This window comes from Micromonospora sp. 15K316, from assembly GCF_004348525.1.
Taxonomy (GTDB): Bacteria; Actinomycetota; Actinomycetes; order Mycobacteriales; family Micromonosporaceae; genus Micromonospora.
In genome coordinates, this window is the sequence record NZ_SMKG01000169.1 from 1 (window position 1) to 12,807 (window position 12,807).

Sequence of the window (12,807 nt, forward strand, 5' to 3'; positions counted from 1 at the left end):
CCCCCGGCGGCCGCGATGACTGTCGCCCGGGACACCCTCGCCACCCTCGGCGCGGTCGACCCGGCCGGCCGGATCACCGGACGCGGTCGCGCCATCGCCGCGGTCGGCGCGCACCCGCGACTGGCCCGAGCCCTGCTCGACGGCGCCGGCCGGGTCGGCGCCGACCGGGCCGCCGAGGTGGTCGCACTGCTCGCCGAGGAGACCGTCACCGGCCCCGCCGACGACCTCACCACGGTCTGGCGCCGGTTGCGCGCCGGCACCGACGCCGCCGCCACCGCCCGCTGGCGGGCCGAGGTACGCCGCCTGCGCGCCCTGCTGGGCACGGAGCCCACCGCCGAGGGTGGGAGGACCGGGGCGCGGCACCGCCTTCCCGATGATCTCGCCGCCGGGCTGCTGGTCGGGCTGGCCCATCCGGAACGGTTGGCCCGGCTCCGGCGGCCGGGCGGCTCCTCGTACCTGATGACCGGCGGCACCGCCGCGGAGCTGGCACCCGGGTCGGGCCTGGTCGGCGCGCAGTGGCTGGCGGTGGCGGTCGCCGACCGCTCCCCCGGCGCGCCGACCGCCCGGATCCGCCTCGCGGCCGCCCTCGACGAGGCGACCGCCCGGGACGCGGCCGGGCCGCAGCTGCGCACCGAGCAGGAGGTGGGCTGGTCCGGCACGGACGTGGTGGCCCGGGAGGTGGTCCGGCTCGGCGCGATCGAACTGCGCGAACGCCCGCTCACCCGCCCCGACCCGGCCGCCGTCGGCGCGGCCCTGCTGACCGGCCTGCGCCGCACCGGTCTCGGGCTGCTGGAGTGGACCCCGGCCGCCGACGCGCTGCGGCGGCGGCTGGCGTTCTGCCGGCACGCGCTCGGCGAAGACTGGCCGGACGTCGCCGACGACGCTCTCCTCGCCGCCGCTCCCGTCTGGCTCGCTCCGGAGCTGGCCACCGCCCGGCGCCGCGCCGACCTGGCCCGCGTGGACGTGGCCGCCGCGCTGCGCCGGCTGCTGCCCTGGGCACAGGCCGCCCGGCTGGACGAGGTGGCGCCGGAGCGGCTGACGGTGCCCAGCGGGGCACGGATCCGCGTCGACTACACCGACCCCACGGCGCCCGTGCTGCCGGTGAAGCTCCAGGAGACGTTCGGCTGGCGGGAGGCGCCCCGCGTCGGCGGCGGCCGGGTGCCGGTGCTGCTGCACCTGCTCTCCCCCGCCGGCCGCCCGGTCGCGGTCACCGCCGACCTGGCCTCCTTCTGGCGGGTGGGCTACCCGCAGGTCCGGGCCGAGCTAAGGGGTCGCTACCCGCGCCACCCGTGGCCGGAGGACCCGACGACGGCCGTACCCACCGGACGCGCCAACCCCCGCCGACGTTGAGCGCTCACTCGTCGACGACGTCGGCGACGACCACTGTGACGTTGTCCGGGCCGCCGGCCCGCAGCGCCAGGTCGATCAGCTTGTGCGCGCACTCGGCGCGGTCCGGGTAGCCGGCCAGCACCTCGGCCAGCGTGTCGGGCCGGACCACGTTGGAGAGGCCGTCGCTGCACAGCAGCCAGCGGTCACCGGCCGAGGGCACCATCGTGGCGTACGCCGGGGAGACCTCGTCGCCCTGCAACGCCTGCGTGACGACGGCCCGCCGGGGGTGGCTGCTCGCCTGGTCCGGCGTGATCACCCCCTGGTCGACAAGCATCTGCACGAAGGTGTCGTCCCGGGTGATCTGCTTGAGCACACCCTCGCGGAACAGATACGCGCGGGAATCCCCGATGTGGGCGAGCGCCAGGCAACTGCCGGTGCGGGCGAAGAGCAGCGCGGTCAAGGTCGTACCCATGCCCTGCCGCTCCGGGTCCTCGCCGACCGCTCGGCGGATCCGGAGGGTGGCCTGCTCGATGCCGCTCTGCAACGCGGCGACCAGGGCGTCCTCCGGTGTCTCCAGGTCCAGCGGCGCGATCGCTCCGATGGTGAGCGAGCTGGCCAGGTCACCGGCCGCCATGCCACCCATGCCGTCGGCGACGGCGACCAGCCACGTACCGGCGTGCAGGGCGTCCTGGTTCCCGCTACGGATCAGCCCACGGTCGCTCGTTCCCACGGAACGCAGCTTCAGGGTCATGGGTGGCAGCCTGCCAGGCGAAGGGCGCTGTTGTCTCTAGGAGATCCACCGGGACTCCGCGTGGCGCGGCGAATCTCACTACCCGTCGGTCGCACGGTTCAGCCGATCTCCTCGTCCACGTAGCACCAACGCCACGACTCGCCCGGCTGGACCGAACGCATCACCGGGTGCCCGGTCTCCTCGAAGTGCACGCTCGCGTGCCGGTACGGGGAGGAGTCACAGCAGCCGACCTGGCCGCAGGTGAGGCAGGCACGCAGGTGCACCCAGTCGGTGTTGCCGATCTCGACGCAGGGTCCGCACTCGTCCGCGCTCCGGGGCTCGGCCGTGCCGGCCTCGGTCAGGTGTTGGCAGCTCACCGGTCGTCCTCCCGCCGCAGCAACGATTCCTCCAGATCCAGGTCACGATAGGCGCGCACCAGCACCTCCTCCGGGATGCGGCCGCTGTCCCGGGCGCTGCGGAACACCTCTCGTTCGGCGTCGATCATCTCCTGCCGCAGCCGCCCGTACGCCTGCGAGGGCGTCTCGCGCTCGGCGCCGCCCAGCCGCTCCCAGGCCAGGTTGGTGCGGTCCTCGACCCCACGGCGCAGCCGCTCGACCACCGGGGCCGGCGCCGAGTCGGCCAACTCGTCGAGGCGTTCGCGGGCCGCCCGGCTGGCCTGCTGCTGGACACCGGCGGCGGAGAGCGCGTCCTGCACCGGGTCGTCCGGCGGCAGTTTGAGCCTCCGGGCCACCATCGGCAGGGTGGCGCCCTGGCCGACCAGGGTAGCCACGATCACCGCGAAGGCCAACCAGATGAAGAGCTCGCGCGGATACTCCCGCCCGCCGGCGACGGTGAGCGGGAGGGCGAGCGCGGCGGCCAGGGTCACCACGCCGCGCATGCCGGCCCAGCCGATCACGAGCGGGTACTTCGCCGGTTTCCGCGGCGCGCCCCGCCGGACGCTCGGCACCAGCCGGGTCAGGTACGTGACGGGGAACAGCCACACGAACCGGGCCAGGAAGAGCGTGCCGAGCACCGCCGCCGTGACGCCCACGACGCGCCCGACCGGCTCGTCGAGCTCCTGCAGCACGTCCGGGAGCTGGAGGCCGACCAGCAGGAAGACCAGCCCTTCCAGGAGGAACCGGACCAGCCGCCAGACCGCGGCCACCTGGAGCCGGGAGGCGGCCGTCATCAGCACCGGCAGCTTGTGCCCCAGCGCGAGTCCGGTGACCACGACCGCCATCACGCCGGAGGCGTGGATCTCCTCGGCGACGAAGACCACCGCGAACGGGATGATCAGCGAGAGCGCGTTGTCGAGCAGCGGGTCCCTGATCCGCTTGTGCAGGAAGCCGAAGACGAACGCGCCGAGCGCGCCGACCAGCACCCCGCCGCCGGCCGACCGCAGCACCTCGATGCTCACCTCGGCCACCCCGACCGCCGAACCGACGGCGGCCAGCGCGGCGACCCGGAACAGCACCAGCGCGGTGGCGTCGTTGAGCAGACTCTCCCCCTCCAGGATCGTGACGACCCGCCGGGGCAGCCCGATGCGCCGGGCCACCGCCGTCGCGGCCACGGCGTCCGGCGGGGCGAGCACCGCGCCGAGGGCGAGGCAGACGGCGAAGGGCACCATCGGCAGCAGCAGATGCAGCACGAGACCGACCGCGGCCGCGGTGAAGAGCACGAGCCCGACGGCGAGCCACAGGATCGGGCGCAGGTTGTGCCGGAAGGCCGGCACGGACGTCTCCAGTGCCGCGACGTAGAGCAGCGGCGGGAGGATACCGACGAGCACCAGATCCGGGTCGAGCCGGATGTGCGGGAAACCGGGTACGAACGACAGCACGAGCCCCGCCACCACCAACACGATCGGCGCCAGCAGGCCGAGCTTGCGGGCCAGCGCGGCACCGAGCGTCGCGGTCGCCAGGAAGACGACGACCTCGAAGAGTCCCTCCATGAGTCGTCAGCCTAGGCAACCACCACGGATGCCCTGATCATCGGGCGTGCAGCTTCGGGAGCACCTCCGCGCCGAAGGTGTCCAGGAAGGCACGCTGCTCCTTGCCGACGTGGTGCAGGGCGATCTGGTCGAAGCCGAGCGTCAGGTACTCCTCCAGCCAGCCGACGTGCCGGCCGAGGTCCGCCGAGACGTTGACCACGCGGGACACCCGCCGCATCGGCACGTCGGCCGAGACCGCGTCGAAGTGCTCGGCGGTCTCCAGGTCCCAGCACACCGGCGGGGCGAAGACGTTGCTGCGCCACTGGTCGTACGCGACGGCCTCCGCCTCGGCCTGCTCGGGCGCCCAGCTCAGGTGCACCTGCAGGTGCAGCGGGCCCCGGCCGCCGGCGTCCCGGTAGGCGCGGATCATCCGCCGCAGGTGCTCCACGGGCGCGTTGACGGTGATCAGCCCGTCCGCCCAGCCCGCGCACCAGCGGGCGGTCGGCACGCTCACCGCCGCGCCTATGAGGGCGGGCGGCTGCTCGGGACGGGTCCAGAGGCGCGCCCGGTCCACCCGTACCAGCCCGTCGTGGCTGACCTCCTCCCCGGCGAGCAGCGCCCGGATCACGTCGACGCACTCACGCAGCCGGGCGGCGCGCACCGACTTGCGCGGCCAGCCGTCACCGGTGATGTGCTCGTTGCTGGCCTCCCCGGTGCCGAGCGCGGCCCAGAACCGGCCCGGATACATGGCGGCGAGCGTCCCGATCGCCTGCGCGACGACCGCCGGGTGGTAGCGCTGGCCGGGGGCGTTCACCACGCCGAACGACAAACCGGTGGCCTGGAGCGCGGCGCCGAGCCAGGACCAGGCGAAACCGGAATGCCCCTGGCGGGCGCTTCAGGGCGAGAAGTGGTCCGAGCACATGGCGGCGTCGAAGCCGACCCGTTCGGCGTGGACCACCGCGTCCAGCAGCGACCGGGGGTGGATCTGTTCGTGGGACGCATGGAAGCCGAACACCGTCATGGCTGTCTTCCGTACCCAGGACGGTGTCCGGCTAAATCCGGCGACCCGCCGCCGTGGTGCGTGCCACCCGCACGGCCGGGTCGGCGTCCGCTACTCGGCGTGCGCGCCCGCCGGTCCGACCGAACCAGCGCCCTCGCCCCCCACCCAGACGGTCTTCGTGTTGCAGAACTCCCGCATGCCCAGCGCGGAGAGCTCCCGGCCGTAGCCGGAGTTCTTGACGCCGCCGAAGGGCAGCTCGGGGAAGGAGGTGGTCATGCCGTTGATGAAGACGTTGCCGGCGTCCAGGTCGGTGACGAAGCGTTCCTGCTCGTCCGGGTCCCGCGTCCAGGCGTTCGAGCCGAGACCGAAGGCGGTGCCGTTGGCCACCTCGATCGCCTCGTCGTACGACGATACCCGGAACAGGCCCGCCACCGGGCCGAACACCTCCTCACGCCACATCCGCATCTCCGGCGTCAGGTCGGTGACCACCGTCGGCGGGTACCACCAGCCGTCCTGCTCCGGCACCTCGCCGCCGACCAGCACCGTGCCGCCGTTGTCGATCGCGTCCCGGACCTGGGCGTGCACCTCGTCGCGACCGCGCTCGCTGGCCAGCGGGCCCACGTCGGTCCGGTCGTCCATCGGGTCGCCGACCCGCAGCGCCGACATGCGGGCGGCGAACTTCTCCGCGAAGGCGTCGAAGACGTCGGTGTGCACGATGAACCGCTTCGCGGCGATGCAGGACTGGCCGTTGTTCTGGCAGCGGGCGGTGGTCGCCACCTCGGCCGCCCGGTCCAGGTCGGCCGAGGGCATCACCACGAACGGGTCGCTGCCGCCGAGTTCCAGCACCGTCTTCTTCAGCTCCCGGCCGGCGATCTGGGCGATCGACCGGCCGGCGCCCTCGCTGCCGGTCAGCGTGGCCGCCCGTACCCGGGGATCGCTGAGGATCTGGTCGACGGCGTCCGAGCCGACCAGCAGCGTGCTGAACGCGCCCTCGGGGAAGCCGGCCCGCCGGAAGACGTCCTCCAGCAGCAGCGCGGTCTGCGGCACGTTCGAGGCGTGCTTGAGCAGTCCGGTGTTGCCGGCCATCAACGCGGGCGCGGCGAACCGCATCACCTGCCAGAGCGGGAAGTTCCACGGCATCACGGCGAGCACCGGGCCGATCGGCTGGTAGCGGATGAAGGCCCGGGTCGCGCTCACCGCCGCGGCGTCGGCCGGCTCGTCGGCCAGGTACCCGGCGGCGCGGTCCGCGTAGAACCGGGCCGCCGTGGCGCACTTGGTCACCTCGGCCTTCGCCGACGCGTACGTCTTGCCCATCTCCGTGGTCATGATGCGGGCGATCTCGTCGCGCTCGGCGTCGAGCAGGTCGGCGGCGGCGTTCATCCAGCCGGCCCGTTGCGCGACCGTGGTGCCGTGCAGTTGGCGGAACGCCAGGTCGGCCCGCCCGATCGCGGCGTCGATCTGCTCGGGCGACATCGGGTCGTACGTCTTGAGCACCTGTCCGGTGGCGGGGTTGGTGGTGGCGATGGACATCTCGTCCTCCTGTCACTCGAACAGTGAGTGCTGCGCGCCCGGCTCCTCGCGGCGGCGGGCGGCGCGGCGGCGCTGGATGATGACCAGGTCGACCACGGCGACCAGCGCGAGCAACGCGCAGACCACGCCCAGCCACACGATCTCGGCCAGGAACGCCAGCACGGCGAAGATGGCCATGATCACCAGGCCGAAGCCGGCGAGCGCCAGCCGGAGGTTCAGGGCGCTGTAGGCGTGCCCGACCGTGCCACGGGCGCGCCGGGGCTGTGATCTCGTCATTCCCCCGACCTACCCGGGGACGGACGGGATTAACCGGTACGGGTGACCCCCACCCCACGGTTGCGGCGGTACCACATCGGCGGCACGGGGTGGACGCTGTGCCGCATACCCGACAGCGTCAGTCCGGCGAAGCCGGGCCTGCGCATAGAGTTACCGCGCCGTTGCTCTGAGCTGCACCTCGGGGGAATCATGCCTCGCCGCTGGGTCACCGCCGTCGCCTGCCTGCTGGCCCTGGTCGCCCTCGCCTGCGAGGGCGGCGGCGAGGCCGGCCCGCGCCCCACCCGGGGCACCCCGCAACCCGGGTCCGGCGGCATCGCGGCGCTCGGCGACTCGATCAGCACCGGGTTCGGCTCCTGCCTGCTCCTCACGTCCTGCGAGCGCAACTCCTTCTCGACCGGCGACGGCCTGCGGGTGCAGAGCCTCTACCGGCGCCTGCTCGACCGTGACCCGGAGATCCGCGGACGGGCGTACAACCACGCTCGGCCCGGAGCGCGAGCCGGCGCGCTGGAGGGGCAGGCCCGAGCCGCGGTACGGGACCGGGTCGACCACGTCACGGTGCTGATCGGCGCCAACGACGCCTGCCGGGCCGACATCGACGACATGACCTCGGTACGGCAGTTCCGGACCGAGGTGGACCGGGGGCTGCGGGCACTGCGCACCGGCCGCCCGAAGGCGCGAGTGCTGGTGGTGAGCATCCCCGACCTGTACCGGCTGTGGCAGGTCGGGCACACCGACTCACGGGCGCTGCGGGCCTGGCGCCGCGGTGTCTGCCCGGCCCTGCTGGCCGACGCGGCCTCGGACGCCCCCGCCGACCGCGCCCGCCGGGCCGCCTTCCGCGCCCGGATCACCGCCTACAACGGCCAGCTCGCCGCGGCGTGCCGGGCGTACGGGTCGCGCTGCCGCTACGACGGCGGCGCGGTGCACCGGGTGCGGTTCACGCTGGACCTGGTGAACCCGCTGGACTGGTTCCACCCGAACACCGCCGGCCAGAGCCGGCTCGCCGACGTGACCTGGGACGCCTCCGGCCTCGCCGGCTGACCCACCCGATCCGGCGCCGCCGCGCCCGGAGACCGGCGCGCGGGGCCGGCCACCCGCGACATCAGGGCCGACGACGTCGGGCATCGTGACGGCGGGCAACGCCCAGCGGCGTCCCGGCCGGGCGACGTCGGGCAGCGCGACGGAGGGCAACGCGACAGCGGGCCGCACCGAACGGCGTGACGGCCGGCGGCGTCGGGTCGGAACCGGCCCGACGCCGCACGGGACCTGTCGTGCCGGGCGCGCCTCAGGAGCGGCGGGGGCCCGGGACGGTGCTCCGGTGTTGCCGGTAGAGCGCCCGGGAGCGCTCGGCGAGATCCTTGGTGGCCGACGAGTTCGCCCAGGTGCCGAGGACGATCGCCGCGCCGGGCACGAGCTTGGCGAAGACGCGCTTGGCGGCCCGCACCCCGGCCATCTGGGCCAGGCGCACGCCCAGCCGCAGCATGACCTTGCCCAACTGGCCCTGCCCGCCCGTGCCGAACAGGGCACCCGCGCGCTCCCGGCCGGCGGCCACGCCCAGCGCCAGCCGGGCTGTCTCCGCGACCTTGTGCACCCGCTGGAGGACGAGCAGGTCGGTGGCGCGGTCGGTGTGCAGCGGGTCGACGCCGTACGCCGCCGCGACGTGCAGCACCATGCGGGCCTGGGTCCAGGCGAGCACACCGATGTCGATCACCGCGCCGGGCAGCCCGGCGGCCCCGGAGACCGCGCCGGAGAGCCGGGCCCGGTTCACGAACTTGCGGATCGCCTGCTCGGCCAGCGCGTCGGTGGTGACGCCGGCCTGCTCCGCCCGGGCCCGCGCGGCCCACTGCGCCGCTTCCGGCCCGAGCCGGCGCACCGCCTCCAGGGCCAGGTGCTCCGGGGCGTACTGCGGGTCGTCGCGCATCCGGTCCCAGAGCGTGGCGGGCGGCGCCTCGGGGATCTCCGGGGCGGCCGCCGGCGAGGGGGGCTGCGGCGCGGGAGCGGGTGGTTGGCCGTCGGCGGGCACGGGTTCGGTCACAGGTACTCCCGGGGTTCGACGCAGGCGCTACGGGGGCCGGTGGGGGTCAGCGGCGGCGGTTGGAGAACTTCGCCGCCAGCCCTCTCAGTTTCCGCTGGTTCTCCGGCTTGGCGAGCTCGCGTCGGCCACGCGCGACGAGCTGTTGCCCCTTCGGCGAGCGCAGGAAGGTGCTGATCCGCTGCATCAAAGACATCTCGGTCCTCCTGTCGGTGAGCCCTCACTCATGTGTACCCGGAACCGACAACGGATGTACCCGGGATGGCCCAGCGGCCAACCGTCCACTGTGGTCGCAGACTACCGCTCCGCCGGCAGGACGGCGTCGACCACCTCGTTCGCCCGCCACTCGTGCTTCGCGTAGTGGTCCGGGTACGCCGACACCTGCACGGCCTGGGCGGCGTCGGTCAGCCGCATCTGCTGCCAGCCGGGGACCTGCTCCAGGGCGCTGAGGAACTGCCGGGTGGCGAACTCGGGATCCATCAACCGGTCCACCGGCCCCCAGCCGCTGCTCGATCGCTGCTGGAACAGCCCGACCGAGTCGTGGTCCCAGCCCATCCCCTGGTGCGGGTGCCGCTGCGACTCCGGGATCACGCCACTCGCGAGGTTGTACAGGTTGCTCTCCTGCATCGCGGTGGCCACCGCGATCACCAGCCCCCGGCGCGGCACGCCCATCTCCCGCCCGGTCCGCACGATGACCTCGGCGTTCCTCATCTGGGTGCGGGTCAGCCCCGCCACCGGCGCCGGCTCCGTCGGCTTCTTCGTCGCCCGGACGTCCGGGTCGGCGTCCGGGCCGGTGGACGCGCCGGGCCGCGCCGTGGCCGGCGCCGTGTCGGGCGCGCTCGACGAGCGGTCCAGGGAGCGGGAGGCGTGCTCCTGCTCGGCGCGCTGGACCAACTGGGAGCGGGCGGCGAGCGGGTCGACCCGGGCCACCACGGCCGCGGTGTCGTCGTTGGCCTGGGCGTACGTCGCCAGGCCGAGGCAGCACAGCACGCCCGTGGCGAGCACGATCCGGGCCCGGCCGGGCGTCGTCGCGAACTGCCGCGCCCGATCGCGGGCGTCCCGGAGGCGTGGCGCCGCGTACCGGGCGGCGGCGGACAGGCCGGGGGCAGCGGCCCGAAGGCGTCGCCGCATCATCGTCCGTTCGGCCGATGCCTGTTCGTCCGTACGAACATTCGGATCGAGGGGGGCGTTCGGTTCGTCGAGGGTGCCGTCGTCACGCATCAGCCGAGGCTAGGCAGGCGTACCCGATGATTACCCAACGTGATCTCGTGGCCCTCGCCACAGATTCGGGGTGTCCTGCCGGACAGCCGGGGAGCGGGCGGGCCGTCGATGAACGGACCTCGCGGCCGGGACGAACCGGTCGGTCCGCCCAGGCGGCGCCGGTCCGGCCGGAAGCGGGCAGTCGTGGGGCTCGCGGCCCATGATCACCAAACTCGGCCGTTCGGTCCATGACGACCTCGACCGAACGACCGCAGCAGCCCCCGACACCCGGCGGAATGCGGCGATTCGCCTGATCCTGATCACTCACTGAGAACGGACCGCCCGGCGAAGGAATGCATCAGGATGGCGGGTACGTTGCCCGAACGGGCGCGGTGTACGTGACGGCGCTCCGTAGGCACCATTTCAGGGAGGTCCGCACCGGTGCTCGACCCACACGAGCTCTACGAGCTCACCGACGATCTGCCCGACCTCGGTCAGCCCGTCCTGATCCAGGCCCTGACCGGCTTCGTCGACGCCGGGAACGCCAGCCGGCTCGCCCGCGAGCAGCTGCTCACCTCGCTGGACGCCCGCACGATCGCGACCTTCGACCTCGACCAGCTCTTCGACTACCGCTCCCGCCGGCCGATCATGACCTTCGTCGAGGACCACTGGGAGGCCTACGACGCGCCGAAGCTCGAGCTGCACCTGCTGCGCGACGACGACGAGACCCCGTTCCTGCTGCTCACCGGCCCGGAGCCGGACCTGCAGTGGGAGCGTTTCGTGGCCGCCGTCGCGGGGCTCGCGGCCCGGCTGGACGTCCGGCTCACCATCGGGCTCAACTCGATCCCGATGGCGGTGCCGCACACCCGGCCGACCGGAGTCACCGCCCACGCCACCCGCCCCGAGCTGATCTCCGGGCACGAGCCGTGGCTGCAGCGGGTGCAGGTGCCGGCGAGCGTCGGTCACCTGCTCGAGTTCCGTCTCGGCGAGATGGGGCGCGACGCGGTCGGGTTCGCGGCCCACGTGCCGCACTACGTGTCGCAGACCGAGTACCCGGCCGCCGCGGAGATGCTGCTCGCCTCGGTGTCCCGCGCCACCGGATTGCTGCTGCCGAAGGACGGGTTGCGCTCGGCCGCCGAGGTGGTCCGGGTCGAGATCGACCGGCAGGTCGCGCAGACCGAGGACGCCGCCGCGCTCGTGCAGGCGCTCGAGGAGCAGTACGACGCGTTCGCCCGGGGCCGGGGCGAGAAGAACCTGCTCGCGCCGGAGATGGGTTCGCTGCCGTCGGCCGAGGAGCTCGCCGCCGAGCTGGAGCGCTTCCTGGCCGAACAGAGCCGCCCGAACGACAGCGGGAGCTGACGACGGCGGGCTTCGGCCCGAATGGCGGGCTGGGCACGTGATCGACTCGCTTTCGCCGACGTCGGGGTGTCCGGCCGACGGGATGCCCCGACTTCACTGATCCCGAGTCGCCGGCCACCGACGCCGCCGGTGGCCGGCGACATTGTGGGTGGGCTCGGCGACTTCCGCGCCGGCGGCAACCCGCTCGGGCGGCCGGGTCCTTGATGAGTGCGTGGACGCGGGTGCCTTCGTCGGCGCGGCGCTGCCGCGCCGTGGAAGCGCGACACCCGGAGCGCCGCTGCGGCGTACCGGCCACGGATGCGGCAGGCTGGGGACATGCGCCTGGCGACCTGGAACGTGAACTCGGTGAAGGCCCGGCTTCCCCGGCTGCTCGACTGGCTCGACAGCACCGCCCCGGACGTGGTCTGCCTTCAGGAGACCAAGTGCCCGGACGGCGCCTTCCCGGTCGCGGAGGTGGGCGAGCTGGGCTACACCGTGGCCAGCCACAGCGACGGCCGGTGGAACGGGGTGGCCCTGCTGTCCCGGGTCGGGCTGGTCGACGTGTCGGTCGGGTTCCCCGGCGAACCGGGGTTCCCCGAGCCGGAGGCCCGCGCCATCTCGGCCACCTGCGACGGGCTGCGGGTCTGGTCGGTGTACGTGCCGAACGGCCGGACGCCGGACGACCCGCACTACACGTACAAACTGGCCTGGTTCGCCGCGCTGCACGGCGCGCTGGAGGAAGAGCTCACCCGGGGGCTTCCGCTCGCCGTCTGCGGGGACTTCAACGTGGCCCCGACCGACGCCGACGTCTGGGACCCGGCCGTCTTCGTCCACTCCACCCACGTCACGCCGGCCGAACGCGCGGCGCTCGCCGCGCTCCGCGACCTCGGGCTCACCGACGTGGTGCCGACTCCCATGAAGGGGCCGCACCCGTTCACCTACTGGGACTATCGGGCCGGCATGTTCCACCAGAACAAGGGCATGCGGATCGACCTGGTGTACGCCTCGGCGCCGTTCGCCCGGACGGTCCGCTCCGCGTACGTGGACCGGGAGGCGCGCAAGGGCAAGGGCCCCTCCGACCACGCGCCGATAGTCGTCGACGCCGACCTGGTGCCTGCGGTCGAGGCGTTCTGAGGTGGTTAGGGTGGGGTCATGGCAGTTGTGAAGATCAACGCGATCGACGTCCCGCCGGGTGCCGGCGAGGAGCTGGAGAAGCGCTTCGCGGCCCGCGCGGGCGCCGTGGAGAACTCTCCCGGGTTCCTCGGGTTCGAGCTGCTCCGTCCCGTCGCCGGGGAGAGCCGCTACTTCGTGTACACCAAGTGGGAGTCGGAGGAGGCCTACCAGTCCTGGGCCCCCTCCGCCCGCGCCGCACACGGCGGGCAGCAGCGCCCCGTCTCGACCGGCGCCAACCTGCTGGAGTTCGAGGTAGTCCAGCAGGTCCCCTGACC

13 protein-coding genes and 1 pseudogene are annotated in these 12,807 nt (G+C 73.7%); 5 read left to right on the forward strand and 9 right to left on the reverse strand.

Features of this window, described 5'->3' with window-relative positions; genetic code table 11:
* The coding region (locus E1211_RS24240) for an ATP-dependent helicase C-terminal domain-containing protein (RefSeq protein WP_305792220.1) at positions 1 to 1,350 on the forward strand (1,350 nt) is incomplete at its 5' end.
* A 4-nt stretch (positions 1,351 to 1,354) separates the two neighbouring features.
* Here the strand turns inward: E1211_RS24240 and E1211_RS24245 are convergent.
* From E1211_RS24245 to E1211_RS24270, 6 genes and pseudogenes are all read right to left on the reverse strand, one after another.
* Positions 1,355 to 2,080: a PP2C family serine/threonine-protein phosphatase gene (locus tag E1211_RS24245; protein ID WP_132351312.1), complete on the reverse strand. Its 726-nt coding sequence runs from the start codon at positions 2,078 to 2,080 to the stop codon at positions 1,355 to 1,357.
* Between the two features lie 98 nt (positions 2,081 to 2,178).
* Entirely contained in the window at positions 2,179 to 2,436 is a 258-nt protein-coding gene (locus E1211_RS24250; RefSeq protein WP_132351313.1) for a UBP-type zinc finger domain-containing protein, read from the reverse strand.
* Positions 2,433 to 4,007, reverse strand: coding sequence for a Na+/H+ antiporter (locus E1211_RS24255; RefSeq protein WP_132351314.1), 1,575 nt, complete (start codon positions 4,005 to 4,007; stop codon positions 2,433 to 2,435). The genes E1211_RS24250 and E1211_RS24255 overlap by 4 nt, the downstream gene beginning before the upstream one ends.
* A 37-nt stretch (positions 4,008 to 4,044) precedes the next feature.
* Positions 4,045 to 5,007 (reverse strand): annotated as a pseudogene (locus tag E1211_RS24260) (TIGR03885 family FMN-dependent LLM class oxidoreductase).
* Positions 5,008 to 5,097: 90 nt separating this feature from the next.
* On the reverse strand, positions 5,098 to 6,516 hold the full coding sequence (locus tag E1211_RS24265) for an NADP-dependent succinic semialdehyde dehydrogenase (RefSeq protein WP_132351315.1): 1,419 nt from the start codon (positions 6,514 to 6,516) through the stop codon (positions 5,098 to 5,100).
* A gap of 12 nt (positions 6,517 to 6,528) precedes the next feature.
* Complete coding sequence (locus E1211_RS24270; protein WP_132351316.1) at positions 6,529 to 6,792, reverse strand: DUF6343 family protein; 264 nt, start codon at positions 6,790 to 6,792, stop codon at positions 6,529 to 6,531.
* A gap of 189 nt (positions 6,793 to 6,981) precedes the next feature.
* On the opposite strand from E1211_RS24270, the gene E1211_RS24275 reads away from it, so the two are divergent.
* Positions 6,982 to 7,830 (forward strand): SGNH/GDSL hydrolase family protein, encoded by an 849-nt coding sequence (locus E1211_RS24275; RefSeq protein WP_132351317.1) that lies wholly within the window; start codon positions 6,982 to 6,984, stop codon positions 7,828 to 7,830.
* A gap of 244 nt (positions 7,831 to 8,074) precedes the next feature.
* On the opposite strand, the gene E1211_RS24280 is transcribed toward E1211_RS24275, so the two are convergent.
* From E1211_RS24280 to E1211_RS24285, 3 genes are all read right to left on the reverse strand, one after another.
* Positions 8,075 to 8,824, reverse strand: coding sequence for an EcsC family protein (locus E1211_RS24280; RefSeq protein WP_132351318.1), 750 nt, complete (start codon positions 8,822 to 8,824; stop codon positions 8,075 to 8,077).
* Between the two features lie 46 nt (positions 8,825 to 8,870).
* A complete protein-coding gene (locus E1211_RS32700; protein ID WP_165947335.1) occupies positions 8,871 to 9,017 on the reverse strand; it encodes a hypothetical protein in 147 nt (48 codons plus the stop codon).
* 101 nt (positions 9,018 to 9,118) lie between these two features.
* A complete protein-coding gene (locus tag E1211_RS24285; protein ID WP_132351319.1) occupies positions 9,119 to 10,042 on the reverse strand; it encodes a peptidase M23 in 924 nt (307 codons plus the stop codon).
* Positions 10,043 to 10,462: 420 nt separating this feature from the next.
* Between E1211_RS24285 and E1211_RS24290 the strand changes: the two genes are divergently transcribed.
* The 3 genes from E1211_RS24290 (at position 10,463) to E1211_RS24300 (ending at position 12,805) form a co-directional block, all read left to right on the forward strand.
* Positions 10,463 to 11,380 carry a proteasome assembly chaperone family protein gene (locus E1211_RS24290; RefSeq protein WP_132351320.1) on the forward strand — a complete coding sequence of 306 codons (918 nt, stop codon included), beginning with the start codon at positions 10,463 to 10,465 and terminating at the stop codon, positions 11,378 to 11,380.
* Between the two features lie 315 nt (positions 11,381 to 11,695).
* A complete protein-coding gene (locus tag E1211_RS24295; protein ID WP_132351321.1) occupies positions 11,696 to 12,493 on the forward strand; it encodes an exodeoxyribonuclease III in 798 nt (265 codons plus the stop codon).
* A gap of 18 nt (positions 12,494 to 12,511) precedes the next feature.
* Positions 12,512 to 12,805, forward strand: coding sequence for an antibiotic biosynthesis monooxygenase (locus tag E1211_RS24300; protein WP_132351322.1), 294 nt, complete (start codon positions 12,512 to 12,514; stop codon positions 12,803 to 12,805).
* Positions 12,806 to 12,807 lie beyond the last annotated feature (2 nt).

Bases quoted from the DNA above. Each gene is read 5' to 3' on its own strand.
- E1211_RS24245 (WP_132351312.1), bottom strand. From the start codon at position 2,080: ATGACCCTGAAGCTGCGTTCCGTGGGAACGAGCGACCGTGGGCTGATC.
- E1211_RS24255 (WP_132351314.1), bottom strand. From the start codon at position 4,007: ATGGAGGGACTCTTCGAGGTCGTCGTCTTCCTGGCGACCGCGACGCTC.
- E1211_RS24265 (WP_132351315.1), bottom strand. From the start codon at position 6,516: ATGTCCATCGCCACCACCAACCCCGCCACCGGACAGGTGCTCAAGACG.
- E1211_RS24270 (WP_132351316.1), bottom strand. From the start codon at position 6,792: ATGACGAGATCACAGCCCCGGCGCGCCCGTGGCACGGTCGGGCACGCC.
- E1211_RS24275 (WP_132351317.1), top strand. From the start codon at position 6,982: ATGCCTCGCCGCTGGGTCACCGCCGTCGCCTGCCTGCTGGCCCTGGTC.
- E1211_RS32700 (WP_165947335.1), bottom strand. From the start codon at position 9,017: ATGTCTTTGATGCAGCGGATCAGCACCTTCCTGCGCTCGCCGAAGGGG.
- E1211_RS24285 (WP_132351319.1), bottom strand. From the start codon at position 10,042: ATGCGTGACGACGGCACCCTCGACGAACCGAACGCCCCCCTCGATCCG.
- E1211_RS24295 (WP_132351321.1), top strand. From the start codon at position 11,696: ATGCGCCTGGCGACCTGGAACGTGAACTCGGTGAAGGCCCGGCTTCCC.
- E1211_RS24300 (WP_132351322.1), top strand. From the start codon at position 12,512: ATGGCAGTTGTGAAGATCAACGCGATCGACGTCCCGCCGGGTGCCGGC.